Origin of the sequence: Roseibium aggregatum IAM 12614 (assembly GCF_000168975.1) — a bacterium.
GTDB lineage: Bacteria > Pseudomonadota > Alphaproteobacteria > Rhizobiales > Stappiaceae > Roseibium > Roseibium aggregatum.
In genome coordinates, this window is the sequence record NZ_AAUW01000019.1 from 1 (window position 1) to 25593 (window position 25593).

The 25593-nt window shown below is 61.1% G+C and carries 26 protein-coding genes; 22 read left to right on the forward strand and 4 right to left on the reverse strand.

Going from position 1 to position 25593, the window contains the following annotated elements; translation table 11 throughout:
- The 7 genes from SIAM614_RS22540 to ccmB all read left to right on the forward strand — a co-directional run.
- Positions 1-698: DUF58 domain-containing protein (locus tag SIAM614_RS22540; RefSeq protein WP_006938199.1), on the forward strand; the 698-nt coding region annotated here is incomplete at its 5' end.
- A complete protein-coding gene (locus tag SIAM614_RS22545; RefSeq protein WP_006938200.1) occupies positions 698-1693 on the forward strand; it encodes a stage II sporulation protein M in 996 nt (331 codons plus the stop codon). The genes SIAM614_RS22540 and SIAM614_RS22545, both read left to right, overlap by 1 nt.
- Positions 1690-2613, forward strand: a complete 924-nt coding sequence (locus SIAM614_RS22550; protein WP_006938201.1) for an RDD family protein — start codon at positions 1690-1692, stop codon at positions 2611-2613. The genes SIAM614_RS22545 and SIAM614_RS22550 overlap by 4 nt, the downstream gene beginning before the upstream one ends.
- A 49-nt stretch (positions 2614-2662) precedes the next feature.
- Positions 2663-3556 carry a hypothetical protein gene (locus SIAM614_RS30770; RefSeq protein ID WP_006938202.1) on the forward strand — a complete coding sequence of 298 codons (894 nt, stop codon included), beginning with the start codon at positions 2663-2665 and terminating at the stop codon, positions 3554-3556.
- 261 nt (positions 3557-3817) lie between these two features.
- On the forward strand, positions 3818-4600 hold the full coding sequence (locus SIAM614_RS22560) for a hypothetical protein (RefSeq protein ID WP_006938204.1): 783 nt from the start codon (positions 3818-3820) through the stop codon (positions 4598-4600).
- 201 nt (positions 4601-4801) lie between these two features.
- Entirely contained in the window at positions 4802-5455 is a 654-nt protein-coding gene (gene ccmA, locus SIAM614_RS22565; protein ID WP_324294005.1) for a heme ABC exporter ATP-binding protein CcmA, read from the forward strand.
- Positions 5452-6123: a heme exporter protein CcmB gene (gene ccmB / locus SIAM614_RS22570; RefSeq protein ID WP_006938206.1), complete on the forward strand. Its 672-nt coding sequence runs from the start codon at positions 5452-5454 to the stop codon at positions 6121-6123. The genes ccmA and ccmB overlap by 4 nt, the downstream gene beginning before the upstream one ends.
- A 61-nt stretch (positions 6124-6184) precedes the next feature.
- Here the strand turns inward: ccmB and SIAM614_RS22575 are convergent, their stop codons facing one another.
- Complete coding sequence (locus SIAM614_RS22575) at positions 6185-6817, reverse strand: LysE family translocator (protein ID WP_040440916.1); 633 nt, start codon at positions 6815-6817, stop codon at positions 6185-6187.
- A gap of 174 nt (positions 6818-6991) precedes the next feature.
- Between SIAM614_RS22575 and SIAM614_RS22580 the strand changes: the two genes are divergently transcribed.
- The 11 genes from SIAM614_RS22580 (at position 6992) to SIAM614_RS22630 (ending at position 17235) form a co-directional block, all read left to right on the forward strand.
- Complete coding sequence (locus tag SIAM614_RS22580) at positions 6992-7759, forward strand: heme ABC transporter permease (protein WP_006938208.1); 768 nt, start codon at positions 6992-6994, stop codon at positions 7757-7759.
- Positions 7760-7764: 5 nt separating this feature from the next.
- Positions 7765-7947, forward strand: a complete 183-nt coding sequence (gene ccmD, locus SIAM614_RS22585) for a heme exporter protein CcmD (RefSeq protein WP_006938209.1) — start codon at positions 7765-7767, stop codon at positions 7945-7947.
- The gene (locus SIAM614_RS22590) at positions 7944-8564 is read left to right on the forward strand and encodes a DsbE family thiol:disulfide interchange protein (RefSeq protein ID WP_006938210.1); all 621 of its coding nucleotides are present in this window, start codon (positions 7944-7946) and stop codon (positions 8562-8564) included. The genes ccmD and SIAM614_RS22590 overlap by 4 nt, the downstream gene beginning before the upstream one ends.
- Before the next feature lie 191 nt (positions 8565-8755).
- Positions 8756-9676 (forward strand): NAD-dependent epimerase/dehydratase family protein, encoded by a 921-nt coding sequence (locus SIAM614_RS22595; RefSeq protein ID WP_006938211.1) that lies wholly within the window; start codon positions 8756-8758, stop codon positions 9674-9676.
- Positions 9677-9804: 128 nt separating this feature from the next.
- The gene (locus SIAM614_RS30775; RefSeq protein WP_006938221.1) at positions 9805-10923 is read left to right on the forward strand and encodes an acyltransferase family protein; all 1119 of its coding nucleotides are present in this window, start codon (positions 9805-9807) and stop codon (positions 10921-10923) included.
- Between the two features lie 144 nt (positions 10924-11067).
- Positions 11068-11694 carry a DUF6962 family protein gene (locus SIAM614_RS22605; RefSeq protein ID WP_006938222.1) on the forward strand — a complete coding sequence of 209 codons (627 nt, stop codon included), beginning with the start codon at positions 11068-11070 and terminating at the stop codon, positions 11692-11694.
- A gap of 9 nt (positions 11695-11703) precedes the next feature.
- Positions 11704-12843, forward strand: a complete 1140-nt coding sequence (locus SIAM614_RS22610; protein ID WP_006938230.1) for a cyclic nucleotide-binding domain-containing protein — start codon at positions 11704-11706, stop codon at positions 12841-12843.
- Positions 12844-12900: 57 nt separating this feature from the next.
- Entirely contained in the window at positions 12901-13836 is a 936-nt protein-coding gene (locus SIAM614_RS22615; protein ID WP_006938231.1) for a fatty acid desaturase family protein, read from the forward strand.
- 16 nt (positions 13837-13852) lie between these two features.
- Positions 13853-15085: an SAM-dependent methyltransferase gene (locus SIAM614_RS22620; RefSeq protein ID WP_006938232.1), complete on the forward strand. Its 1233-nt coding sequence runs from the start codon at positions 13853-13855 to the stop codon at positions 15083-15085.
- On the forward strand, positions 15082-16299 hold the full coding sequence (locus SIAM614_RS22625; protein ID WP_006938233.1) for a glycosyltransferase: 1218 nt from the start codon (positions 15082-15084) through the stop codon (positions 16297-16299). The genes SIAM614_RS22620 and SIAM614_RS22625 overlap by 4 nt, the downstream gene beginning before the upstream one ends.
- A gap of 3 nt (positions 16300-16302) precedes the next feature.
- A complete protein-coding gene (locus SIAM614_RS22630; protein WP_006938235.1) occupies positions 16303-17235 on the forward strand; it encodes a diacylglycerol/lipid kinase family protein in 933 nt (310 codons plus the stop codon).
- A gap of 24 nt (positions 17236-17259) precedes the next feature.
- Here the strand turns inward: SIAM614_RS22630 and SIAM614_RS22635 are convergent, their stop codons facing one another.
- A complete protein-coding gene (locus SIAM614_RS22635; RefSeq protein ID WP_198137373.1) occupies positions 17260-18363 on the reverse strand; it encodes a hypothetical protein in 1104 nt (367 codons plus the stop codon).
- Positions 18364-18807: 444 nt separating this feature from the next.
- Between SIAM614_RS22635 and SIAM614_RS22640 the strand changes: the two genes are divergently transcribed.
- The 4 genes from SIAM614_RS22640 to SIAM614_RS22655 all read left to right on the forward strand — a co-directional run bounded on the left by SIAM614_RS22640 (position 18808) and on the right by SIAM614_RS22655 (position 22589).
- Positions 18808-19536: a DUF1223 domain-containing protein gene (locus SIAM614_RS22640; protein ID WP_040440920.1), complete on the forward strand. Its 729-nt coding sequence runs from the start codon at positions 18808-18810 to the stop codon at positions 19534-19536.
- A gap of 223 nt (positions 19537-19759) precedes the next feature.
- Positions 19760-20653: a cation diffusion facilitator family transporter gene (locus tag SIAM614_RS22645; RefSeq protein WP_208984080.1), complete on the forward strand. Its 894-nt coding sequence runs from the start codon at positions 19760-19762 to the stop codon at positions 20651-20653.
- A gap of 357 nt (positions 20654-21010) precedes the next feature.
- The gene (locus SIAM614_RS22650; protein ID WP_006938243.1) at positions 21011-21835 is read left to right on the forward strand and encodes a carbohydrate ABC transporter permease; all 825 of its coding nucleotides are present in this window, start codon (positions 21011-21013) and stop codon (positions 21833-21835) included.
- A gap of 70 nt (positions 21836-21905) precedes the next feature.
- Positions 21906-22589: an HAD family hydrolase gene (locus tag SIAM614_RS22655; protein ID WP_006938244.1), complete on the forward strand. Its 684-nt coding sequence runs from the start codon at positions 21906-21908 to the stop codon at positions 22587-22589.
- Between the two features lie 90 nt (positions 22590-22679).
- Here SIAM614_RS22655 and SIAM614_RS22660 read toward each other — a convergent pair whose 3' ends face one another.
- A complete protein-coding gene (locus SIAM614_RS22660; protein ID WP_040440925.1) occupies positions 22680-23900 on the reverse strand; it encodes an ammonium transporter in 1221 nt (406 codons plus the stop codon).
- A gap of 308 nt (positions 23901-24208) precedes the next feature.
- Positions 24209-25576: an ammonium transporter gene (locus SIAM614_RS22665; RefSeq protein ID WP_006938247.1), complete on the reverse strand. Its 1368-nt coding sequence runs from the start codon at positions 25574-25576 to the stop codon at positions 24209-24211.
- Between the last annotated feature and the right edge of the window lie 17 nt (positions 25577-25593).

The following is a 25593-nucleotide window of genomic DNA, read 5'->3' on the forward strand; positions in this document are numbered from 1 at the left end:
GACATCAAGACCATCGACTGGAAACGCTCCGCCCGGCGCCGCTCTCTCGTGCCAAGGAATTGCGCGCCGAGCGCAACCATCATGTCATCGTCGCACTCGACAACGGTTACCTGATGCGGGAGGAGATCGGTGGCCTGCCGAAGATCGATCACGCCGTGACCGCCGCGCTCGCGACTGCCTGGGCGGCCGCCATCGGCGGCGATCTGGTCGGCTATTATTCCTACGACGTCAAACCGCGCACCTTCTCCGCACCCACCGCGGGCCGCACGGCCTTTGCGCGCCTGCGGAGCTGGACGGCGGAGCTTTCCTATGTCAGCCGCGAAACCAACCACACCCTGGCCCTGACCGAACTCAACGCACGCACGCCCAAGCGCAGCCTGCTGATCATCTTCACCGATTTCGTCGACACCACATCGGCCGAACTGCTGGTGGAAAACATCGGCATCCTGGCCAAACGGCATCTCCTGATTTTCGTTGCCATCCGCGATCCGGACCTGGAACAGTTCGTGGAAACGGCTCCGGGCGATCTCGATGGCGCGGCCCGGCTTGTGGCGGCCAATCAGGCCCTCAACGAACGCCGCCTTGTGTTTGAAAAACTGTCCCGACTGGGTGTCACCATTGTTGACGCCAAACCGAATGCCGTGACCTCGCGGCTGATTTCCGCCTATCTCGAAATCAAGGCCCGGGAGCTGATCTGATGGACACACAGGATCTGATGCGCTCCGCCCGGTTCCGCAAGGAACGGGAAGCCGACTGGCAGAGACTGGAAACCCTGGTCCGCAAGGCGGAAGGCCGCGGCCTTCAGCACATGGAATTTGCGGAGACCCGGGATCTTGCCTCGCTTTACCGGCAGGCGACGACCTCGTTGGCGATTGCCCGCGAAATCTCACTCGACAAAGCCCTGCTCGGCTATCTGGAAGCGCTCACGGCCCGTGCGTATCTCTGCGTCTATGCCCCGCAGGAACGGCTCGGCGGGCTGCTGGAGCGTTTCCTGAAGGAAGGCGCGCCAAGGGCCATGCGCCGGTCCTGGTTCTATATCCTGCTCGGGTTCCTGTGCATGGGCCTCGGCGCCCTGACGGGCTACCTGCTCTATTTCGAGAACAACGACTGGTTCTACGTGATGATGCCGGCCGAACTTGCCGGGGGCAGAGGTCCGGACGCGACCACGGAATCCTTGCGATCCGTGATCTACGGCGACGATCAGGCAAGCGGGCTAGGTGCATTTGCGACCTATCTGTTTTCCCACAACACCCGCATCGCGATCTTCGTTTTCGGACTTGGCGTCTTTGCCTGCGCACCCGCTATCTTGCTGACGTTCTACAACGGCCTGTCTCTTGGTGCCTTTCTGGCCCTTCACGTCGACCGGGGGCTCGGCCTCGACCTTGCCGGCTGGCTGTCGATCCACGGCGTGACCGAAATCTCGGCCATCTGCATCGCCTGCGGCGGCGGCCTTCAACTGGGGACCGCAGTGCTGTTTCCCGGCAACAGATCGCGCAGCGTGGCCCTCAGGGAAGCCGGGCGCGATGCGGTGAAACTGGCCATTGTCGCGGCGATCATGCTGGTGGCAGCCGCACTTCTGGAAGGCTTCGGCCGGCAACTGGTGCAGGACCTTGAGGCCCGGCTGATCATCGGCTGGGGCATCGGTGCGCTCTGGCTGTCGTGGTTCCTCCTGGGCGGGCGGAGCCGGCGATGAGGGTGCGCTTCTGGAAACGGGTCAAACCCGACAGGCCCTCCCCTTCAACGCTTGTGCCGCCGGAAGGCGTGCCGCTGACACTGCCCATAGCAGGCGTTGGTGTGCGCTTCGCGGCCCAGCTCACCGATATCGTGTTGACCGCGATTGCCGCAATCTGCGTGCTGATCCTGCTTGGCCTCCTGGACCTGACTTCGCCGCAGACGCTGGTGGCCATCGGCGCCCTGCTGTTCTTTCTGATCCGCGTTCCCTACTACGTCATGTCAGAGCTGGCCTGGAACGGTCAGACCATCGGCAAGCGCCTGATGAAGATCAAGGTGGTCTCCCATGACGGCGGACCGCTGACCGCTCGCGCGCTTGTCCTTCGCAACCTGATGAAGGAAGCGGAGATCTTTCTGCCTGGAACGCTGCTGCTGACGCTGGATTCGGCAACGCCGCTCGCCTCGCTCGCGGCCTTTGCCTGGGTCACCATGGCGCTGATGATACCGCTGTTCAACCGCTACCGGCGCAGGCTGGGCGACATGATGGCCGGCACCCATGTGATCCACCTGCCCGTGCCGGTGCTTCTGAAGGATCTGGCCAGCGAGACGGTCCCGATCGGGACGACACGCAAGAAATTCGTCTTCCTGTCGCACCAGCTCGACCATTACGGCGCCTTCGAACTGCAGACGCTGGAATCCCTGCTGCGCGGCCAGAACACACCGTCCGGAGCCGAAGCGGCCCGCCAGCGCAACGCCACGCTGGAAGCCATCGTGGAAAAGATCCGCAAGAAGATCGGTTATGCCGCACCGGTGCCCCCGGTGGACCGGCTGCCGTTCCTTCAGGCGTTCTACAACGCCCAGCGGGAACATCTCGAGCAACGCCAGCTCTTCGGTGACAAGCGGGAAAACAAGCACTACGCCCAGTCTGGCGAGGAACGTTAGCCGCGCCGCCTGACGCTGCGCATTTCCAGCCCCCAGTGGACCAGTCAGTTTGCAGAAACAAGACAATCAAGCGCTCAGAGCCTATTTCCGCGACCGGGTGAGCCAGACGACCGGGGGCACGCGGGAGCAATCTACCCGGCAGCCACTCGGCATTGGCTCGCTGATTGGAAGCAGTTTTTCGATCATGCTCCGGCAGCTTCTGCCCGTGCTCCTGGTCGGCTTCGTGACAAGCCTGCTCGGAGCTTTTCTGGCGTGGTCGATGGTCGGCATCGACGCAGCGCTCAATCTGGAATCCGATGATGCCAGCGATCTGGCCGGGCTGAGGGATCTTGTCACGGCCTGCGTCGACGTTCTCGTGTTTGCCATGACCGCGGCATGTCTTGCGCAACTGACCTATGACGTGAGGCTGAACCGGCCCGTCTCGATTGCCCGCTATCTTCTGCCGGCCTTGAAGGCGAGCCCGGCGATCTTCCTGCAAAACAGCCTGCTGCTCATCGTCTTCGTTCTGACTGCCCTGCCGCCGATCATCACCGCCGTCTATTTTGATACGATCGTCATCTCGCTCATGACGCTCGGGGTTCTGCCCTTTCTTGCGCTGTGGGGATGTTCGGTCTTTCTGGTTCTTGCGCCCGCTGTTGTCATTGAGCGGACCGGTTTCGGCGGACTGAAGCGCTCCTGGTCGCTGACGAAAACCTACCGCTGGCAGATTGCAGGAGCCGTGCTGCCGGTTTGGCTCTGCTCGTTTGCCATTGCACTTGCCGGCGCCCTGCCCGTGGAGTTTCTCGCAAGGCAGGGACATACCGCCTGGGCCCTGCCCGTCTTTGCCGCAACCAACGCACTGGCCAGCGGCCCTTTGGCAATTCTCGCCTCACTGGTCTACGCACGCTTACGCGAAATCAAGGAAGGCATCAGTGTCGACCAGGTGGCCGACGTCTTCGACTGAGTGTCAGGAGGCTCGGCTTCCGCGTCCGAGCCCGCTTGAGGGCTGCGACAGATGGATTTATGGTGGATAACCGCAAGGCGGTACGTCTTCGTCGGAAGGCGGACATGATGTTTGCGCAATCAGAGATTCACGGTTTTCGGACAGTCCATAGCCTCCGGCAGATAATTTTCGCCCCGCTTGGCGAGCTTCACTTGTTGGCATATGAGCTGAATTTGAATACCCGCTTTTGAAAAAACTATTGGAAGATTACGGAGCAATTGAATGACCGACACGACCATTAGCCAACCCACTGCCTCCCTGGGCGTTGGCTCCATTATCGGCGAGAGTTTCTCTATCCTCTTCAGGCATTTCATCCAGGTTGTCATCGTCGGCTTCGTGCCGAACCTGATCGGCTTTCTGATTTCCGGTCTTCTGATCGGCTTCGGCACGGCGCTTGGTGTCCAGCCGCAGGAGTTTACCGGACCTGGCAGCGTGGTTGCCAACGTCCTGTCGATCCTGGTCAGCATGGTGGTCTACTCCATCACAACCGCCCTTCTGGTTCAGCTCGCCTATGACGCCAAGCTGTCGCGTCCGGTGCGTCTCGGCCGCTATTTCGGCCCGGCCCTGAGTTCCGTTGTGCCGCTGGCCGTCCTGACGATCGTCGTCTCGATCCTGGTCGGTATCGGACTGGTCCTGCTGATCGTTCCGGGCCTGTGGGTTTATGCGGTATTTGCCGTCATGGCACCGGCCGTCGTGATCGAACGCGCCGGCTTCAGCGGCCTCGGCCGCAGCAAGCACCTCACCAAGGAATACCGCTGGCCGATCCTGGGCGCGCTGGTTCTGGCCATCATCTGCGCCAGCATCATCAACATCGTTGCCCTGTTCGTCGTCGGTCTCGTGGCCAGCGCCGGCAGCATCGGCATGGTTATCGGCGTCATCCTGTTTGCCGCAATTTCCACCGTTGGTGCGGGCTTCATCAGTATCCTTGTCGCGCTGATCTATGCACGCCTGCGCGAAATCAAGGAAGGCGTCAGCGTCGACCAGATCGCAGCCGTCTTCGACTGATCGCGTTGCAACGCCGGGCTTATCCGCCTTGCGTCTCCAAATTCGTCCAGCGAGCGGGTCTGGACAGCAAACACCCGGGGCCTGCCCCGGGTGTCTTGTCTTTGAGCAAGGACAAGGCGGGGAATTTTCCTTGCATCATAACAGGGCAGCCAACTAACAAGGTTCAACCCAACCAGCCGCCGGAGTGTTCCCCTGAAACTCATTGCCGAAAACCTGACCATCGACCGTGGCGGACGCCGGGTGTTTCAGGATCTCTCCTTTGAGCTTCCGTCCGGCACCGCGCTGGTCGTGACGGGTGCGAACGGCATCGGCAAGTCCTCCTTGCTGCGCTCGCTGGCGGGCCTGGTTGCCCTCGCCGGCGGAACCTTGCGGCTGGAAGACGGTATCGATGACCGGGTGCCAGCCGAACATGCCCACTATTTCGGCCATCAGAACGCGGTCAAGGCAGCGCTTTCGGTGCTGGAAAACCTGTCGTTCTGGCAAGGCTTCACCTCACCGGTCACGACACCGGCCTACCGGGCTGCCGCGCTGTCGCCCGAGGCCGCGCTCGATCTCCTCGGCATCGGACACACGATTGACCTGCCGGCGGGGTTTCTGTCGGCCGGCCAGACCAGGCGGCTGGCCCTTGCCCGGCTACTGGTGACCCCGCGCCCGATCTGGCTGATGGACGAGCCGACATCGGCCCTCGACAAGGCTTCGGAAGGCCAGCTTCTGGAGCTTATGAACGGACATCTGGCGGCCGGCGGCCTGATCGTGACCGCAACCCACACCGATCTGGCACTCGTCAACACCAGGATCCTGCATCTGCGCACCGCAGATCCCGTTTCCCCGCACGAGGAGGATCTGCCCGCATGAGTTCCTGGGCTGCAGTGCTGTTTCGTCGGGATCTTCGGTTGTCGGTGCGCGTTGGCGGCAGCGCGCTGGTCGGCGTCCTGTTTTTCCTGGCGGTTGTCACCGTCATTCCCTTCGGCGTCGGTCCGGATCTGAACCTTCTCTCCCGCATCGGCCCCGCCATCTTGTGGATCGGTGCGCTCCTGGCGACCCTGCTGGGTCTGGACCGGCTGTTTCAGGCCGACCGGGAGGACGGCACGCTGGATCTGATGCTGATGGCCGGGCGGCCACTGGAACTTCTGGTGCTGATCAAGTGCCTGGCCCATTGGGTGGCAACGGGCCTACCGCTGGTGATCGCCGCGCCCTTGCTTGGCATCTTTCTCAATCTCGACCCTGTCGCAACGGGAGCCGTCACGCTGACGCTGCTGGTCGGCACGCCTGCCCTGACGCTGATCGGTGCCATCGGCGCGGCCCTCACTGTCTCCCTGCGCCGGGGCGGCCTGCTGCTGGCCGTGCTGGTGATACCGCTGGCCATTCCCGTGCTGATTTTCGGCGTCAGCGCCGCGGACGCCGCCATTCATGACCCCGTACCGTTCCTGACGCCGTTCCTCATCCTGTGTGCGCTGTCCCTGATCGCAGCGGTGATCGGCCCTCTTGCCGCCGCCGCCGCGCTCAGGTTCGCAGGCGATTGAAATCGCTTAGGGTGTGGATCCATAAATGAAGATGAAATGGTTTCATTTATGGGGCCACACCCTAGTTGCGTCCGCTCAGGGCAAGACGGCAGGCAAGGCCGGCGAAGACGCCTGCCAGCAGATATTGCGGCAGACGCGGAAACCGCACGAGACCGGAAAGACGGCTGCGGATATGGCCGCCGAGCAGGACGACGGAACCGTTCACCAGAAAACCGATGCCGTTGATGACGGACGCCAGAACCAGCATCTGAACGGTCAGCGAGCCGCCGTCGGCGGAAATGAACTGCGGAAAAAGAGCCAGCACGAAGAGCGCCATCTTCGGATTGAGAAGATTGGTTGCCAGGCCCTCGAGAAAGATACGCCGGTGGCTGAGACGTCTCAGGCCAGTCACCGGTTCAAGGCCCGCGCCTTGCGACCGCAGCGCCTTCCAGGCGAGGTAAAGCAGGTAGGCGCATCCTGCCCAGCGAATCGCCTCATAGGCGGCCGGCACTGTCGTCAGAAGCTGTGACAGGCCCATGGCCGCCGCAAGCGCATGACAATAGGTGCCCAGCGCGATGCCGGCGTAGGTCAGGAAGCCCGCGGACTTTCCCTGGCTGATGCTGCGCGAAGCAATGAGCAGCATGTCGGGTCCGGGTGTCGCGGTCAGAACCAGCGAGGCTGCGGCGAATATGAGAAGCGTGGAAAAATCCGGCATGGTGAGGTCCTTGAAGGTGAAGCCGGTAGACCCCATTACCACCATTGGCCGCAAACACAACTCGTAATTGGCCCCGCGTGGACATGGATTTGTGCATGGACTTGACACCGCGCAATGCGCACTGCGGCATACTCGTCCATTGAAGCGCGCAACGCTCTCGATTAGAACGGTTCTATGGCAATTTGGGATTATGCAAATCCGACGCGGTTTTTGAGGCTGGTGCAGGTGGTTCTGCCCTGGCTCATCGGCCTGTGCGTTATCGCGTTCGCCGCCGGGCTCTACATGAGTTTCTTCGTCGCGCCGGAGGACTATCAGCAGGGCGACACGGTGCGTATCATGTATATCCACGTGCCGGCCGCCTGGCTCAGCATGATGTGCTACTCCGTCATGGCGTTGTCTTCTCTGGGAACCCTCGTGTGGAAGCACCCGCTGGCGGATGTTTCCGCCAAGAGCGCGGCTCCCATCGGCGCGGCCTTCACCTTCATGGCGCTGGTGACGGGATCGCTCTGGGGCAAGCCCATGTGGGGCACCTACTGGGTATGGGACGCCCGGCTGACCTCGGTTCTTGTTCTCTTCATCATGTACCTGGGTCTGATGACGCTTTGGCGCACGATGGAAGACCCGATCAAGGCCGGCAAGGCGGCAGCCATTCTGACACTTGTCGGCGCGCTGAACCTGCCGATCATCAAGTTCTCGGTCGACTGGTGGAACACGCTGCATCAGCCGGCGAGCGTCATGCGCATGGACGGCCCGACCATTCACCCGGATATCCTCTGGCCGCTGCTGGTCATGGCGATTGCCTTTACGCTGCTGTTCTTCGTGCTGCACCTGATGGCGATGCGCAACGAAATCCTGCGCCGCCGCGTGCGTGCCCTGCGCCTGCGCGCCGCCAGCGCCGCCCAGCCGGGCACGGCGGCTGCCACGGCACAGCCTGCGGAGTAAGTCTCATGGATCTAGGCCCACACGCTGGTTTCATCTGGGCTTCCTACGGCCTTTGTCTTCTGACAGTCCTCGGCCTGATCGCCTGGGTGCGCATCGACAAGGCCCAGCAGGAAAAAGCCCTCAAGGACCTGGCTGCCCGGGGCATCTCGCGCGCCCGGCCGGCCGGCGAAGGAAAAACAAGCTCATGACGTCCCACGATACCGGTGCCGGACAAGCCGAACCGCGAACCGCAAAACGCGGGTTCCCGGTTCTGGTGCTGCTGCCGCTGGTGGTGTTCGCCGGCCTTGCCGCCCTGTTCCTGTTTAAGCTGACCCTTGGCGGCGACCCGCAGAAAATTCCCTCCGCGCTGATCAACAAACCGGCGCCGGAATTCGACCTGCCGCCGGTCGAAGGCCTGACCGAGGGCCACACTGCTGTTCCCGGATTTTCCCGCCAGGATCTCAGCGGCAAGATTTCGGTCGTCAACGTGTTTGCCTCCTGGTGCGTGCCCTGCCGCCAGGAACACCCGCTTCTGGAAGACCTGGCCAAGGTCGAGGGCATTCAGCTTCTCGGCATCAACTACAAGGACAAGCCGGAAAACGCGCGCCGGTTTCTGGGCAGCCTCGGCAATCCCTATCAGCGCGTCGGCGCCGATACCGCCGGCCGCACGGCCATCGAATGGGGGGTCTACGGTGTGCCGGAAACCTTCGTCATCGATGGGGACGGCATGATCCGGTACAAGTTCATCGGCCCGCTGAGCAGTGAAACCTACCAGAACGTCTTCCTGCCCGAACTGAAGAAGATCATGGCCAGCGACAAATCCTGACCCTGCGCATTTCGGGAACACCGGCTGCGTGGTCTTGAGACCAGCTGCCCTGGTGAAAACGGCCGGTTTCTTTAGCCCACCACTTTCCGGCTGGTGCCGCCGCCCTAAAGGCAGCACACCATTTACAAATTGCCCCACGCCCGCTCTAAAGTCCGGATCACTTTTAAAAGCCGATTTCGAAGAGGTCTGACTTGAAAGTTCTTGTGATCGGCGGCTGCGGGTTCATCGGCTCTCACGTGGTGGACAAGTGCCTGCAGGAAGGCCTGTCGGTGCGGGTCATGGACACACGGCCGGAACTCTACCGGCCACCGCTTCCCGGCGTCGACTACGTGTTTCAGGATCTGTCCGATCATCACCGGCTTGCCGGTGCTCTGGCCGGTGTGGACGCCGTGGTGCATCTGGCCAGCACGACCGTTCCCTCGACATCGAACCTCGATCCGGCGGCGGATATCGCCGGCAACCTCATTCCAACGGTGCGTCTTCTGGAGGCCATGCGGGCCAGCGGTACGCGAAAACTGGTCTTCTTCTCCTCCGGCGGCACGGTTTACGGTATTCCGGCGAAGGACCCGGTGCCGGAGGACCACCCGCTGAACCCGATCTCCTCCTACGGCATCGTCAAGGCAGCGATCGAACAGTACCTGCGCATGGAACAACAGCTCCACGGGCTGGAGTTCGCCGCGCTGAGGCCGGCGAACATCTATGGACCGCGCCAGGCGCAGGTCGGTCTGCTTGGCGTGATCGGAACCTACCTGCGGAAGGTGTCGGATGATGAACCCATCGAAATCTGGGGCGACGGCAGCATCGTGCGCGACTTCGTTCACGTCGAGGATGTTGCCGACCTTTGTCACCGCGCTCTGGTCTCGAACGCTTCCGGCAGCTTCAATGCCGGAAGTGGCGTAGGCACGTCCATTTCACAAATCGTCGAGATCATCAGCCAGACCACGGGCCACCCCGTGCAACCGGTCTACAAGCCGGGCCGGAACTTCGACGTGCCACGAGTGGTTCTGGACATCGCCAAGGCACAGGCGACATTCGACTGGCTGCCCACCGTACCGCTTCACCGCGGCATCCGGGAAACCTGGGACTGGGTGAGGAGTCAGAGTGCCTCTTGAAGGTCCAACGGCACACGATCCCGCCGGACCAGCCATTTCAGAAGATTTACCCATAATAAATCAGCGCCAGCATAGATAAGCCGGGCTCCAGGGTCTTTATTGACCATGAGTAAAGGGGGAATGTGCGCATGAATGTAACCGGCGGCGGGGCAAAAGTCCGACTGGAACAATTGACCGGACTGCGCTTTTTCGCAGCCTTGCTGGTCTTCGGAGTGCATTTCCGCTGGGATACGAGCGGCGATTTCGTCAAGACCATCGCCGAGCAGGGCTACGTCGGCGTCTCGTTCTTCTTCATCCTGTCCGGCTTCGTGCTGACGCAGTCCTACAAGACGAGGATCCTTGCCGGCACGATTTCCTTCCGCAAATACTTCCTGCTCCGGATTGCCCGCCTGACGCCCCTGCATTTCCTCACGGGCCTGCCGTTTCTCTACTTCTCGATCATGCAGGTCGAGGCGATCTACTCCGAGGAATTCAGCGTCATCAAGACGGTCCTGAACCTGACCTATCTGCAGAGCTGGGTTCCCGTCTCGTCGATCTATTTTTCTCTGAACGCGCCCTCCTGGTCTCTGTCGGACGAGATGTTCTTCTATCTGTGCTTCTTCGCCCTGGTCACCTTTTCACCGCGCAAGCTTCTTGCTTTGACGCTGGGGCTCGGCCTTGTGGTGTTTATTTCCGCTGTTCTCGTTCAGCTTTTCCTGGGCGAGGTGATCTTCTTCGGCAAATACCCGTTCTCCCATTGGCTGTTCTATGTCTTTCCGGGCTTCCGCATCCTGGAGTTTCTGGTCGGCATGCTGCTGCACGAGGTCTGGCGCCGCGGTGTCCGGCTGCCCGGCATGGTGCAGCCACTCAGCTATCTTCTGCTGTTCCTGACCATGTGGCTGGCCCCGGACGTGCCGGACCCGTTCCGCTACTCCCTGTTCTTTCTTCCGGTGATCACCCTGTTCTTCTTTGCACACCTGACGGAAGGCGCGGCACTTACCCGGGTGTTTGCAACCCGCCCGCTCGTGCTGCTCGGCAACGCTTCTTTCGCCTTCTACCTGGTCCACCAGCCGTCGCTCCATCTGATGAACATCTTCCTGCGGCCGGCCATCCCGGCGGATGTCGTTTTCTTTCCGGTTTCGCTGTGCATCACCGCCGCGTTTTCGGTCTTCCTCTACAAGGTTTACGAAATGCCGGCGGAACGTGCCTTGAAATCCTGGGTCAACGGCAAAAGACCGGTGCCAGCACCGAACAAGGCGCTGCCGTGAACCGCAAGACTCTGCATCCCGGAGCGGCAGGCCGCTTAACATAATCTCAATGCTGACGGCCGATCATTGCGGCCAACCGGCGCCATCAGACCACAGACCGCCAGCCGCCTCCCGGCCAGATTGGCACCAACCACGAGTATTCCGTTGCTTTCCGAACTAGCCTTTTCCGCCCTGACAGACGTGATCCTGGCGTGCGAGCTGTTTTTCCTCGCCGGCCTCAGCTTTCGCCCTGGCCTTCAGCCGTTCTCTCCTGCCTGGATCTGGGCGCTGACACTGGCCCTGATCGGGCTGGCCTCGATGCTGGGCGCGATTGATCACGGCTTCTTTGAAGCCATCGGCCACGAAGGGCACCGCCCGTTCGTGATCGTCACCCGGATCGTCATTGTCCTGGGCAGTCTCAGCATGATCGTCGCGGCCAGCTTTCAGTATTTGTCCCCACCTCTGCGTCAGGGGTTTGTGGCTGCCGGTGCCCTGGGCGCGCTCTGGCCGGTCTTCATGATCCTGACCTCCGACGATTTTCTGTCGGTCATCCTCTATTACTCCGTCGGTCTTGTTTTCCTGCTTGTGCTCAGCATCTTCCGGTTCCGCCAGAACAGGGGCACGCTGGTGATGATCGCCGGCATTCTGCTGACACTGGGCGTCTCCGCGATGATCCTGATGCAAAGCCCGGGCTTCTGGGGCCTCGGCCTTTATGGCAGCTACCATGTTCTGCTGATGCCGATCGTCGTGCTTTTGTATTTCGGCGGCCGCTGGTTCAGGACCACGAGGTAGGGTAACCGCATGCACAGCGCTTCCATTCCGGTTGAAGAAAAAACCCGCGAAACGGACGATCTTCAGGCGATCTTCCGGAAGATGACGGAGTTCATGCCGCAGCGGGTTGCCGACGCGGTACAGGCAGCCTCACGCAAGGTTCCTGTCGCAGCGCATGAGGATGTCATCGTCGAGGGAGAGTGCAACGACGCACTCTACATCGTGCTGGAAGGCACATTCGGCATCTACCGCAAGGGGGGAGAGACGGCCGCAGACCACCGTGTTGCGGAAATCGGTCCCGGGCAGCCCTTCGGCGAAATGGCTCTTCTGGACGGCGAACCACGTTCGGCGACGGTGCGCGCGGAAACAGACGGCATCGTGCTTGAAATCGAGCCGAATCGGATTCTTGAGCTTGCCGACGGGCAAGCCAGTCTAGCCGAGTTCAAGGGAGCGCTCGCCTCCTTCGTCACCCGGCGCATGCGCGCCTCCACGCAGGAGCACGTGGCGGCCCTGCAGCGCGAACTGGACCTCAGGAACGAACAGCAACAGTTCGGCAAGTTCTTCGTCTACTCGCTGATCATGATGTCCATCGGCACGCTGGTGAACAACGTGCTGGCCCGCACCATCGTCCATGTGGATGTCTACACCGAGGTCTTCGCCTGGCAGTATCTCGCCATCCTGCTGGTTCCCAGCCTGTTCGTCATCCGCCACATGGGCATTTCGGTCGCGTCGCTCGGGATAACCACTGTCGGTCTGAAGAAATCCCTGATCGAAGGCGCGGTCATTTCAGTCGGGCTCTGCATCTTTGCATGGGGTCTGGCGGCGGTGCTCAAATCCTTCGACGCGCTACCTGGCAAACCATTGCCGTTCAATCTGCTGGGGACCCTGAGCTATTTTCTTCACAGCGCCCTGCAGGAAATCATCGCCAGAGGCTTTCTGCAGTCTTCCTTCCAGCGGTTTCTGGGCGACAAGGGCAAATGGCGCTCGGTTCTGCTGGCCTCGGTGTTGTTCGGAATGTTTCACCTGCATTTCGGCATTCCTGCCGTGCTGATGACCATTGGCACCGGATTTATTTTCGGCTGGATCTACATCAGACACCAGAACATCGCCGGCGTGATACTCATTCATTACATGATGGGTGTCGCAGCGTTCAATACAGGCTTGATCTGAGACGCCAGCGTAAGCTAGTGCTGCTGCCTCGACCCTATCGCACCAGGTTGGAACGACATGATTGCGCGTGACTATTTCATACCTCGACCAGCCATCTATTTTCGCGATTTCGGTATTTACCTGGCGCTCTTTGTTGTCGGCTTCGTTTGGGGTGTGAACGCTTCCTGGCCGATGGTAATCCTGCCCTGGCTGCTGGCGACCTTCGGCCTGCACCGCGCGGGCCTTTTCTGTCACGAGATCGTTCATATCAAGGACGAGAAGCTGCGCGGCTTCCGGGCATTCTACACCTGGACGGTGGCGCTCGTTGTCATGGTGCCGCCGTTGCGGTTCCAGTTGCCGCATCTGGCCCATCACCGGCTCGGCATCTTCGGAACGCCTGAAGATCCGCAATACCCGCTCGTGCGCGGCAATCCGTTTGCCATGGCCATGGTTCTGCTGGTCATCCCCTTCGTGGTGCCTTTCACCAATCTTCTGATGACGATAACCGCCGCGTTCGGCGCCTTCCGTCTGGAAGCCGCGCTCGACCGCTGGGCGACAGAGAAACTCGGCTTTTCGCTGAGCTCGTCGTTGACGCCCGAACAGCAGGTGGAAGTCAGCCGGCACGCCCGGGTTACGCTGGTGCTCTTTCTGGCCGCAATCGTCTTCTTCCCCGGCGCTCTGCCTTTCTATTATGCGGTGCTGGTTCTGGGATGGACGCTTCTGACCGCGCGCATTCCGCTGGAACATGAACTGGAACGCCTGGCCGAAACCTCCGGCCGGGAAGACCAGATGATCGACAGTTTCACGATAGAGTCGCCCCTGGCTCTGATCGTGCAGCCCGTGGGCTTTCGCTATCACACAGCACATCACATGTACCCCGGTGTTCCCTATCACAATCTGCCCGCGCTCCATGACGAGCTGAAGCGGACCATGCCGGAGTACAGGGACAGCATCATTTCGATTTGGACTGCGATCAGCGGGCCCAAACGCCGTCCTGCCAATTCTCTTCGTTGATTCAGAAAGCCCACCGATGAAAGACGTTATCCGCCAGCTCGCAGAAGCCATGTCTGCGGCTTCTCCTGACGCACAGTTCGAGGTTCGCTATTGGGACGGAACCGGCTTCTCCATCGGGACCGAGCCGGAGTTCATCCTGCATTTCAAGAACGAACGGGCACTTTCCAGGGTGCTGTCGGATGCCTTCATGGGCTTTGGCGAGAGCTACATGCTGGGTGATATCGAGGTGGAAGGCGACATCAAGAAGCTCTTCTACCTGGGCTTTGCCATCGATTTCGCGGAACGGCCCATGTCGTTGATGCTGCGGCTCAAGCTGGCGTTTCATTTTCTGCGCGCACGCAACACCATTGCCCGCTCGCGCGAGAACATTTCCTTCAGCTACGACATCGGCAACGATTTTTACGAGATCCTGCTCGGGAAGGGCATGATCTACACCTGTGCCTATTTCACCTCGCCCGACAACACGCTGGATGAAGCGCAGAACAACAAGCTGGAGCTGGTCTGCCGCAAGCTGTGCCTGAAGCCGGGCGAACATATTGCCGATCTCGGCTGCGGCTGGGGCGGCTTTCTGATGTATGCCGCAGAAAACTACGGCATCACGGGTGTCGGCTTCACCATTTCGGCGGAACAGCGCGACTATGCGGTCCGGAAGATTGCCGAGCGGGGCCTCTCCGACAAGATCGAGATCCGCCTGAAGGACGCCCGCGAAGCGGACGGCCTTTACGACAAGGTTGCCTCGATCGGCATGGTCGAGCACATGGGCAATGCCCAGATCGCACCGGTGTTCGAGCGGATCGCCCATATCCTCAAGCCGCAGGGTCTTGCCTTCGTCCACACGATCGGCAACGAGATCCCCCGGCCGATCGACCCCTGGATCGACAAATACATCTTCCCTGGTACGCAGGCATCGCCGCTGACGACAATGGTCGAGGCCGCCGGCAAGAATGATCTCTACATGATCGACCTTGAGAATATCCGGCTGCATTATCCGCCGACGGTCAAATACTGGCTCGCGAATTTCGACGCCAACATCGACCGTATCCGCGAGATGTATGACGACACCTTCGTCAGAAGCTTCCGGCTTTATCTGGAAGTGGCAAGTTCCTCCTTCAGTTGGGGCGACAACCGGCTGTACCATCTGCTGATGACCAAGGGGCTGAACAACGACGTGCCGATGACCCGGGAGCATCTGGTTCTGCCAAAATCCGGCACGTCCACGGCCGGTGCGGCCCCGGAAGGTGGTGCATGACGGATCCCGTCCATGTGGCAGTGATCTATACGGACGCAGGCGGTGGCCACAGGGCCAGCGCCTTCGCCCTCAAAGCATGTCTCGAAGGGTCCGGCAGATACAGGGTCAGCCTGATAAACCCCTATACCACGTTGATCCCTCATCTCGACCTGTTCAGCCGCTTCGGCTCGCGTACAGGCGAGAACATCTACAACGAGGTCATCTTGCGGCAGGGGCGCACGGGTCTCACCTGCTGGCTCTTTTATGCTGCCCTCCGCCTGAACTACGTGTTCTGCGAAAGGCCGGCCATCAGCATCCTTGCCCGGCATTTCGAAGACATCCGCCCGGACGTTGTGCTTTCGGTGATGCCGCTGGGAAACCGGGTGATGCTGGAGGCGCTGAAACGCTACCGCGCCACCATAACCGACGGTCTGCTGCCCGAAGGCGCGGTGATGATCACCGACTGGGCGGAACTGGCAAGGGGCGTCTGGTTTCCCAACCGGGCTGACTATCACGCGATTTGCGGCACGCAGGACGCCTTGCGCAATGCTGAAAAACTGCCGAAGCTTGCCGGCAAGGTCCATGCGATGGGCGGCCTGCTGATCCGGCCGGAGTTCACCAACCCGGCGGAGCGTGCCAGCAAGCAGGCGCTGAACCTTGATCCTGCCAGGCCGGTCGTGACCGTGCTATACGGCGCCCAGGGCAGCATGCGCATGCTCGAACTGGCCAAGGCAATGCGAGACGTTCCGCACACTGCCCAGGTGGTGTTTCTTTGTGGCCGGAACGAAGCGCTTGCAGGCGAACTGCGCACCATGGACCTGCCGTATCCGGTCCAGGTGCTCGGATTTACCGACAAGGTTGCGCAGTATCTTTCCGCCAGTGATCTTTTTATCGGCAAACCCGGGCCGGGCAGCACCAGCGAAGCCATGGCGCTCGGCCTGTCCATGCTGCTCGACACGAGCCTGGCGCTGCCGCAGGAAGCCGCTGTCCTGCGCCATGTTGTAAAGACGGGCGCCGGACAGGCCTTTTCGACATCGGCCGATTTTTCACAGCACTTCAAGGCAGCCATAACCGCCATCGAGAGCGGCCAGGCACGGCAGCCGCTTGCCGCCAACACCTCGCCAGCCGACATCCTTGAGATCATGGACCGCATCGGCGCTTCCCGCGTTCCGGCTGCGGGCTCTTTGCAGCCGACCGGTGAATTGCCGCGCACCCGGCATGTTTCCAGAGCCTGACCGATGCCTGAGGATGACCAGGGCTCCGCGACGGGAGGCAGCCGCCCACCAGAACACAATCTGAAGATCAGGGTTGTCTACAACCCCCGCACAGGCCACAAGCGCGAGAACCGCTTCCGCACCGTCCTGGCCCTGCTTGAGGCAGGCGGACATACTTGCGAAATCCTGACCACGACGAAGGCAGGCGATGCTGCCGCTTTCGTTCGGGAAACGACATCAGGCGACGCCGATATCCTGGCAATTGCAGGGGGCGACGGCACGATCAATGACGCGGTCCAGGGCGCCGGACCGCAAACACCTCCGCTCGGTCTCATTCCCCTTGGAACGGCGAATGTGCTGGCCCATGAACTGGGCATCGGTACGGATCCGCACAAGATTGCAAGCTGCCTCCTGGAAGCGCACGTCCTCAAGGTCCAGCCCGGTCAGGTCAACGGTCATCGCTTCATGATGATGACCGGCATCGGTCTCGACGCCCAGGTGGTGTCGGGCCTCAGCCGCGCAACCAAGACCCGCTTCGGCAAGATGGCCTATCTCTTGGAGGTCTTCCGCACCCTGCAGCGCTGGTCCTGCCCGCCGCTGGATATCCAGATGGACGGCAAGGCCGTTCAGGCGGCCACACTCATTGTCAGCCGTGGAAAGCGCTATGGCGGGACCTTCGTGCTCGCACCACGCTGCGACCTCGCCGACGCGGGGCTGCACGTTACGGTGTTCCCCCCCGGCGGCTCCCTGTCGGTCTTTGGGCGCTTTTTGCTGATACCAACTGGTCTTCTGCTACGGCTTGGCCTTGCCGTTCAGCACCCTGTGCGGACGGTCGAAATTCTTGGCCCCGCAGGCGACCCGATACAGGCCGACGGCGACATTGTTGCCCATGTTCCGGCGCAGATTTCGGTATGCGACGAGACGATACGCCTTTGCGTTCCAAAGCCGCTGCGCTGAGTTCAGCAGCGAGCGACCTCAGTCTTATAGTCCGGCGAGCCCGGCGAGACGGCGGCAGGCACTCATCCAGTCAAAATCCTCACGTGCGGCAACCGGCGGCTCCGGCACTGTCTTCAAGGCATAATCCAGCGCCTCAAGCGCACCGTCCAGCTCGGTATAGAAATGCGCGTTGGGATAGGCCTTGTAGGGAAGGTTGCCCGGGCAATCGGGCAGGATGACGTGCCGGCCGGCAACCAGCGCATCGGCGGTGGCGGTACACAGGATCTCGCTGCGGGAGGGGTTCACCATGATGCGGTACCGACCGATATCGGACCAGAACCGTCGGTTCGGTCCGAGGAACCGCAAGTCTGCGCCTTCCTTTCGCGCAAAGGCGCGAAACTCCGCTTCATCCCGGCCGCCGCCGATGACATCGATGGATCTGCCTGCACGAGCCGCGATACGGGCAAGGTCGTCCAGGCCTTTCTCCCAGAGAAACGCCCCCAGGAAGTAGATCCCTTCTGTTTCTTCCGTAACCAGCGGCACCTGCGCATAGCCGGGCATGACGCCGGTCACCCGTTCCACCGGCATGGTGACGCCCGGCAAGGTCAGCGCCGGTGACAGGCTGAGAGGAAGATCGATGCGCAGCCGCAGGGCGCGGCCATGAAGATAAGACACCAGCCGGGCAAGACTGTTTGGAAACGGCAGCCCGGACATGCGGATGTAAGTTTCGTAATCGGTCATGCAGAGGCCGATGGTCTTGTCCGCGCGGATCCCCTTGCGCCCGGTCGTCGCCGGATACCAGCACAGGTGCTCCGGTTCGCTGGCGACCAGACACCGGGCTGGCGGGGCGGCGCGGTAGACGTCTTCCATCGGCACGATCGAGCCCATGCCTGCAACGTAACGCGCCCGATAGGGCCGGCACTCCGGCAGCTTATAGGGTCCGAAGGACTGAAGCTCGCTCTGTAACCAGGTGAGCTGCTCTTCAAAATCGGCAAAGCGCGCCTCGCCCCACAGGTGTTGCTGCGAGTGCGCATCGAGCCAGGGCAGAACATAGACGACGCGATATCCAAGGGCCGTTAGGCCACAGGCATGCCAGAGCGAGATGAAGGAGGGACCGGTCATCCACGGAAGCGCGGCGCTTGTCAGCACAGCAAAGTCACAGATCTCATGACCTTTGTTTTGTTCGCCAGGCAGGGGCACTAGTCTCCGGTTTAAACGAGCAGGACCACGGAACGTTACCCGGCCGAGACCTGGCAGACTATGCGATACATGCCAGCCAAGGCACGGGGCAACAGCTTGGCACACGTCATCAACCACATGTTTCTCGCCTCCCGGACAATCCGGCATTGCCTGCAGGGGCAGCCAGCCAGGCAGAAAGGCTGATCGTCGCTCCTGCCGTTTTTGCCGAAGGCACCCCCGCGCCAAATGGTGAAGCCCTGTCACAAACGCGCGAATGAGGACGTCTATTGGCAAAGTCACCCGCTCGTGACTTTCGGTTGAGAGCGCGATTGCATATTTTAGAAGCACTCGAACAAGGAAATGAACCAAATGGTGGGATCGTTCTCCCGGAAGGCCGGAAAAGCCCTCCGAACAGTGTTTTTTGTAACCGGCGGAATAGTTGCCCTGTCCGCCCCGGTGAACAGCGCCCTGGCGCAGCCCGAAAAGGTCATTGAACTGTTTACCAGCCAGGGCTGCTCCTCCTGCCCACCGGCCGATCGGCTGGCGGAAAAGCTGGTGGAGGAAGACAACAACGTTCTGACCATGGTGCTGCCGGTGGATTACTGGGATTACCTTGGCTGGAAGGACACGCTGGCAAGCCCCGTCAATTCGCAGCGCCAGCGCGCCTATGCGACGCGGCGCGGCGACCGGTCGGTCTACACTCCGCAAATGGTGATCAACGGTGAAGAACATGTCATCGGTAGCCGCGAGGGGGACGTCAGGGCCGCATTGGAACGTACGGATCCCTTCACCGCCAAGATCGATCTGAAAATCACCGACATGGTCGTTCAGGCGACGGTGAACGGCACCCTGCCAAAGGGGTACAACATGGCGACGATCTATTTCCTGCGCATGCAGGATGAGGCTCTGGTCGACATCGGCCGCGGCGAAAACGCAGGCCGCAAGGTGCGTTATGTCAATGTGGTGCGCAACCTGCAGCCCATGGGGATGTGGTCCGGCGGCCAGGAAACCTTCCGCATGCCCAAGTCCAAGCTGATGCTCAAGGGCGATGCCCGTTGCGCGGTTGTCGTGCAGCTTGAAAATAGAGATGGCCCGGGCCGGATCATTGGCGCTGCCACGATGAACAGGATCGGCGGTCTCTGAACCGCCTCCCTTGGTGTGGCCAAATATCAATTCCCCCTGAAAATCAGGGTATTTATCCCACAAGCCGGGTTGTAACACCGGAGAAAACTGCTACCCCTTGCCCCGTTCGGCCAGCCATTGAACCGTGACCGCCTTGTTGGCGCACGGTTTGCAAAACCCAGCGGCCGGTCACGTTCTCTGCTTTGCCTTCATCCGGCGGAGCGAATCGGTCCTGGGGGAACGCATGAAATTGAAGCGCAGGCTTCGGATTGCCTTTTTGAGCATCGTTTTCGGCGTGATTGTTCTCGGCCTGAAGATCGGTGCTTACCTGTTGACGGGCTCCATCGCGCTCTATTCCGATGCGCTGGAAACCATCGTCAACATTGCGTCCGCCATCGCAACGCTCGCAGCCGTCTGGTTCGCGGCCAAGCCGGCCGACAGCAACCACCCCTATGGCCACGACAAGGTCGAGTATTTCGCCGCGGTTCTCGTCGGCGTCATGATCGTGCTTGCCGCCCTGTCGATTTTCCGGGCGGCATGGCTCGGCTTTGTCAATGGCGACAGCCCGGAATATTCCCCCGCAGGCATCGGGATGAACCTGCTTGCCGCCGTCATTAACGGCGCCTGGGCACGTTATCTGATGCAATACGGCAAACACGCGCGCTCACCGGCCCTTGTGGCCGACGGCAAGCATCTGATGACGGATGTCGCCAGCTCCGTCGGTGTTCTGGGCGGCGTTGTGCTGGTGATGCTCACGGGCTGGAAAATCATGGATCCCGCGCTTGCGGTTCTTGTTGGTCTGACAGTGCTCTGGTCCGGCTGGGGCCTTGTCAAGGAATCCGTCGGCGGCCTCATGGACGAAGCCGCCTCGCACGACACATTGGACAAGATCCGTGTTCTGATTTCAGAACATGGCGAAGGCGCCCTGGAGGCGCACGACCTGCGCACCCGCATTGCCGGAAAATCCACCTTCATCGATTTCCACCTGGTCGTGCCGGGCGAAATGTCCGTCGACAAGGCGCATGAGATCTGCGACCGCATTGAGGTTGCCATCGTTGAAGATGTCCCCGGGGCCCGGATCACCATTCACGTCGAGCCGGAACACAAGGCCAAGCACTCCGGCATAGTAGTGCTTTAGGCCAGCCTTCAAAAAGAGCAGGGGGTGCCGCACATCTGTGACCGGCTGAAATCTTCGCAGACACCGGATGTCTGAACGTACGTTTTACGCCACTGTCTATTGCGGCCAAGGCAGACTGTCAGGTTTGCGCTTGTACGCCCGCAGGCCGACCGAAATCCTTCTTGCCCTGGCTCGTGACTATCCATAATACTCTGCAACCGGTGATCGCCGCCGCCGTCTCGGCAACAGGTCTGCATGGGCAGTTGCGCTCTGCGGATCTTCATCGGTGACCCACCCCTGAGACGTTGACCCCAATGCTCCGGTCCCGCAGCACGCCCGCCCCGGTTACTTCGGATCGATTTGAGGAACCAATCGCATATGCCCAACTGGCGGCGCTGGCATGCCCAGCTTCTTGATCATCTGATCCTGATAGGCGGCGCCCTCCTGATGACGCTGCCCGTCTATTCGATCTTTGCCGCCACCACCCACGAGGGGGGGCGCGTGCGGCCAAGGCTCGATCTGGGCGGCAACGCGCTGGAAAACTACGGAAACTTTCTGCAGGCAAGCGCAGGCTTTTCAGGTGATGTCACGGCCTTGTCCATGATGTGGAACTCATTCCTTCTGGGTGCGGGCTTTGCAACGCTGAAGGTCGTTCTGTCCCTCATGACGGCCTACGCGCTGATCTATTTCCGCGTCCGCTTTGCCAGCGCCATCTTCGCCGTGCTGCTACTGACCTTGCTGCTGCCGCTGGAATCGCGGTTTCTGCCGACCTATGCCGTGACTGTGGACCTTGGCCTCGTCAACACGCGGGCGGGCCTCATCCTGCCGCTGGTGGCCTCCGGCCTTGGAACGCTGTTCTTCCGCCAGTTTCTGATGACGGTGCCCGACGCACTGCTGGAATCGGCCCGGATCGACGGCGCCAGCCCGCTGAAGTTCTTCAAGGACATACTGGTGCCCCTGTCGCTGCCGACAGCAGCGGCCCTCTTCCTGGTGATGTTCGTCAACGGCTGGAACCAGTATCTGTGGCCGGTCATCGTCACGTCGGAGGAAAGCACCTACACGCTGGTGCGCGGCATGCAGTTTTTCGGCAATTCAAGCCTGCGTGGATTGATGCTGGCCGTGCTTGCCTTCGTGCCCCCGGCCCTGCTTGTCATATTGTTTCAACGACAAGTCGTTAAAGGCCTCTTCGACGGCTCACACTGACGGCAACCGGTCTTGAAGAACGGTACCCACTGCCCCAATTTTTCCGGTTAACCCGAAAGGCCCCTCCTCCATGGCATTTGAAGCGATCCTGTTCGACTGTGACGGCGTTCTGGTGGATTCGGAAATCATCTATGTCGAAGTCGAACGCGAGCATCTGGCCCGGATCGGCCTGAAGTATGAGCTTCACGATTATATGGACAAGTTCCAGGGGCTTGGCAGCACGGATTTCTGGGCAGCGCTCGACCGGGACTACCAGACCCTGGGCAAGGGCCCGCTGCCCGAAACATTCGGGCCGGAGCTGGACGCAGCCACCCAGGAGCGGATCGACCGCGAGCTTGAGGAAATCAGGGGCATCAAGGAGTTGCTGGACGCTCATGACGGCCCGCGTGCCGTCGCCTCCTCCTCCCGCCTGCACCGGCTGACCCACAAGCTGCAGCACACCGGGCTCTTTCCCTATTTCGAGCCGCACATCTATTCCGGAGAGCAGGTTGCCAACGGCAAACCGGCACCGGACCTGTTCCTGTTCGCGGCTGAAAAACTGGGCATCGACCCGAAAGCCGCACTTGTGGTGGAGGACAGCGTCAACGGCGTGAAGGCCGGCCTTGCCGCCGGCATGACCGTGTGGGGATTTGTCGGCGGCGGCCATTGTCACGACGGCCACGGCGAACAATTGCTTGCCGCCGGAGCGCACAAGGTGGTGGACAGCCACGACAACCTTGCCGGCTTGCTTCGCAGCGAAAGCACCGCTGCCTGAGCGTGGGCTAGTTCCGGGCTGATTTCCGGTCAGAACTTCGAACATTCCCGAAAGACCCGCGCGCCGTCACCCGGCGCGCGGTCCGGCATTTCAGCGCCCCAGATCATGTTCCGGATTGGCGCTGATCTTGTGGATCGAAAGATCGGCGCCGCGGTGCTCGTCTTCCTGAGACAGCCTGAGGCCCAGGATCGCTTTCAGGACACCGTAGACCGCAAGCCCCGCCCCCAGAGCGAAGGCTGCCCCCAGAACGGTGCCGATCACCTGCGAAACCGGCGACACGCCGCCAAGGCCGCCCAGGGCCTCGAGCCCGAAGACCCCGGCAGCGAGACCACCCCAGGCACCGCAAATGCCGTGAAGCGGCCAGACACCCAGAACGTCGTCGATCTTCAGCTTGTTCTGGCAGATCTCGAAGCCGGTGACGAAGACAGCCCCGGCGACACCGCCAACGATCAGACTGCCAATCGGATGCATGACATCCGAACCGGCACAGACGGCGACGAGACCGGCCAGGGCGCCGTTGTGAACGAACCCCGGGTCGTTGCGGCCAACGACCAGCGCCACCAGAATACCGCCAACCATCGCCATGAGCGAGTTGATCGCAACAAGACCGGAAATGCTCTCAAGCGACGCGGCCGTCATCACGTTGAAGCCGAACCAGCCGACACAAAGCATCCAGGACCCCATGGCAAGCCAGGGCAGCGAGGACGGCGGAATGCCGATGGGCCGGCCGTTGCGGTCGTAGCGGCCCATGCGTGCGCCAAGCAGCAGAACGGCGCCGAGCGCGATCCAGCCGCCGACGGCATGCACCACCACAGAGCCGGCAAAATCATGGAAAGGTGCCCCGAACGTGGCTTCCAGCCATCCCTGGAAACCGAAGTTGCCGTTCCAGACCAGCCCTTCGAACAGGGGATAAACGACACCAACCAGAGCGACCGTCGCCAGACATTGCGGCCAGAACTTCATCCGCTCCGCAATGCCGCCGGAGATGATCGCCGGGATCGCCGCGGCGAATGTGGTCAGGAAGAAGAACTTCACCAGGCTCAGGCCCTGAAGTTCGAACCCTTCACCGCCCCCGGACAGCGTCGCCGCATTGACGAAAAAGGTCGTCCCGTAGGCCACGGCGTATCCGACGAAGAAATAGGCCACCGTCGACAGCGCGAAGTCGACGAGGATTTTCACCAGCGCGTTGACCTGGTTCTTCTGCCGGACGGTGCCGACCTCCAGAAAAGCGAAACCGCCGTGCATGGCGAAAACGAGAATAGCTCCCACAAGGACGAAAAAGACATCCGCCCCGACCCCGGTTTGATTCATTGTGACCCCCAGATAGGCAATTTGCCGTTTGTTTTTGCGTTTCGGAGCGCACAGCATTCAAACTGCATGCCAAACGGGCAAAAGGCCAAAAAAGACGCGGGAATCAGCGGATTTTTTAATCGAAGAAGAAAGACAGCCTGCTCCTGCAGGTTATTGATCAGATTAATTTCTAATCATTCGCATATTTTTTAGGCTGACCTGCACCAAAAGAGCTTTTGGACAAAAAAGAGCCCGGGGTTGCCCCCGGGCTTTCCAAGTTTGCGGTCTGAGCCAATAGACCGCCTGGGAGATGTTTTCGGGCGGGCGCCTTACAGGCGACCGGAGCCGGTTCCGAATTCCGGATAGGCTTCCACACCGATTTCGACCTTGTCGAGACCCAGAGCTTCTTCTTCCTCAGACACCCGGATACCCATGGTGGCCTTCAGGACGAACCAGATCACGGAGCTCACGATCAGGGTGAAGGCACCGATGGACACGATACCGATGAGCTGGGTGAGGTAGGAAGCGTCGGAGTTGGACAGCGGCACGATCAGCGTACCCCAGATACCTGCCAGCAGGTGAACCGGAATGGCGCCGACGACGTCGTCGATTTTCAGCTTGTCGAGCATCGGAACCGCGAAGACCACGATCACACCACCGACACCGCCGACGAAGACGGAAACCCACACGCTCGGTGCGAGCGGTTCTGCCGTGATGGCAACCAGACCGGCCAGGGCGCCGTTCAGAGCCATGGTCACATCGACCTTCTTGTAGAGGATCTGGGTGAGGATGACCGCGACGACGACACCGGCAGCAGCAGCCATGTTGGTGTTGGCGAAGATGCGGGAGATGTCGGAAACGTCACCGATGGAGCCCATTGCGAGCTGGGACGCACCGTTGAAGCCGAACCAGCCCAGCCACAGGATGAACGTGCCGAGGGTCGCGAGCGGCATGGAGGAACCCGGGAACGGGTGCACGGAGCCGTCAGCACCGTATTTGCCTTTACGGGCACCCAGAATGAGCGCACCAGCCAGGGCAGCCCAGCCACCGACGGAGTGAACGAGGGTCGAACCGGCAAAGTCGGAGAACTCGGCGCCGCCGATGGACTTCACGGCTTCGCCGTTGAGCCAGCCGCCGCCCCATTCCCAGGAACCGGTGATCGGGTAGATGATGCCCGTCAGGACAACGGTGAAGGCCAGGAACGGCCACAGCTTGATGCGCTCGGCCAGCGTACCGGAGACGATCGACGCGGTGGTCGCACAGAAGACCATCTGGAAGAACCAGTCGGACGCCGTGGAGTAACCGGTGTCGAGTGCGTCGCCGCCGACGGCGTCAAACGCATACGGGCCGAAGGAGCCCATGAAACCGCCATCAACGCCGGTGTACATCAGGTTGTAACCGGTGATCCAGAACATCAGGCCCGCGATGGCGTAAAGCGTGATGTTCTTCAGGCACTGCATCGACACGTTCTTGGAGCGGACGAGACCGGCTTCGAGCATGGCAAAGCCGGCAGCCATCCACATGACCAGGAAGCCGCCGATGAGGAACAGCAGCGTATTGAAGATATAGGCAACTTCGGGAGAGACTGCGACCGGAGCTGCAGCGGCTGCAGCCTCGGTATCCTGCGCAAGCACCGGCAAAGCCGTAAGGCTCAGCAGAGCCAGCGACGTCGCGCCCTTAGCGACAAGTTTTTTCATGATACGTTTCCTTACCT

What these genes read in the sequence shown, in the direction of transcription:
- SIAM614_RS22545 (WP_006938200.1), top strand. Translation starts at nt 698, where the DNA reads ATGGACACACAGGATCTGATGCGCTCCGCCCGGTTCCGCAAGGAACGG.
- SIAM614_RS22550 (WP_006938201.1), top strand. Translation starts at nt 1,690, where the DNA reads ATGAGGGTGCGCTTCTGGAAACGGGTCAAACCCGACAGGCCCTCCCCT.
- SIAM614_RS22560 (WP_006938204.1), top strand. Translation starts at nt 3,818, where the DNA reads ATGACCGACACGACCATTAGCCAACCCACTGCCTCCCTGGGCGTTGGC.
- ccmB (WP_006938206.1), top strand. Translation starts at nt 5,452, where the DNA reads ATGAGTTCCTGGGCTGCAGTGCTGTTTCGTCGGGATCTTCGGTTGTCG.
- SIAM614_RS22575 (WP_040440916.1), bottom strand. Translation starts at nt 6,817, where the DNA reads ATGCCGGATTTTTCCACGCTTCTCATATTCGCCGCAGCCTCGCTGGTT.
- SIAM614_RS22580 (WP_006938208.1), top strand. Translation starts at nt 6,992, where the DNA reads ATGGCAATTTGGGATTATGCAAATCCGACGCGGTTTTTGAGGCTGGTG.
- ccmD (WP_006938209.1), top strand. Translation starts at nt 7,765, where the DNA reads ATGGATCTAGGCCCACACGCTGGTTTCATCTGGGCTTCCTACGGCCTT.
- SIAM614_RS22590 (WP_006938210.1), top strand. Translation starts at nt 7,944, where the DNA reads ATGACGTCCCACGATACCGGTGCCGGACAAGCCGAACCGCGAACCGCA.
- SIAM614_RS30775 (WP_006938221.1), top strand. Translation starts at nt 9,805, where the DNA reads ATGAATGTAACCGGCGGCGGGGCAAAAGTCCGACTGGAACAATTGACC.
- SIAM614_RS22610 (WP_006938230.1), top strand. Translation starts at nt 11,704, where the DNA reads ATGCACAGCGCTTCCATTCCGGTTGAAGAAAAAACCCGCGAAACGGAC.
- SIAM614_RS22615 (WP_006938231.1), top strand. Translation starts at nt 12,901, where the DNA reads ATGATTGCGCGTGACTATTTCATACCTCGACCAGCCATCTATTTTCGC.
- SIAM614_RS22620 (WP_006938232.1), top strand. Translation starts at nt 13,853, where the DNA reads ATGAAAGACGTTATCCGCCAGCTCGCAGAAGCCATGTCTGCGGCTTCT.
- SIAM614_RS22625 (WP_006938233.1), top strand. Translation starts at nt 15,082, where the DNA reads ATGACGGATCCCGTCCATGTGGCAGTGATCTATACGGACGCAGGCGGT.
- SIAM614_RS22630 (WP_006938235.1), top strand. Translation starts at nt 16,303, where the DNA reads ATGCCTGAGGATGACCAGGGCTCCGCGACGGGAGGCAGCCGCCCACCA.
- SIAM614_RS22645 (WP_208984080.1), top strand. Translation starts at nt 19,760, where the DNA reads ATGAAATTGAAGCGCAGGCTTCGGATTGCCTTTTTGAGCATCGTTTTC.
- SIAM614_RS22650 (WP_006938243.1), top strand. Translation starts at nt 21,011, where the DNA reads ATGCCCAACTGGCGGCGCTGGCATGCCCAGCTTCTTGATCATCTGATC.
- SIAM614_RS22655 (WP_006938244.1), top strand. Translation starts at nt 21,906, where the DNA reads ATGGCATTTGAAGCGATCCTGTTCGACTGTGACGGCGTTCTGGTGGAT.
- SIAM614_RS22660 (WP_040440925.1), bottom strand. Translation starts at nt 23,900, where the DNA reads ATGAATCAAACCGGGGTCGGGGCGGATGTCTTTTTCGTCCTTGTGGGA.
- SIAM614_RS22665 (WP_006938247.1), bottom strand. Translation starts at nt 25,576, where the DNA reads ATGAAAAAACTTGTCGCTAAGGGCGCGACGTCGCTGGCTCTGCTGAGC.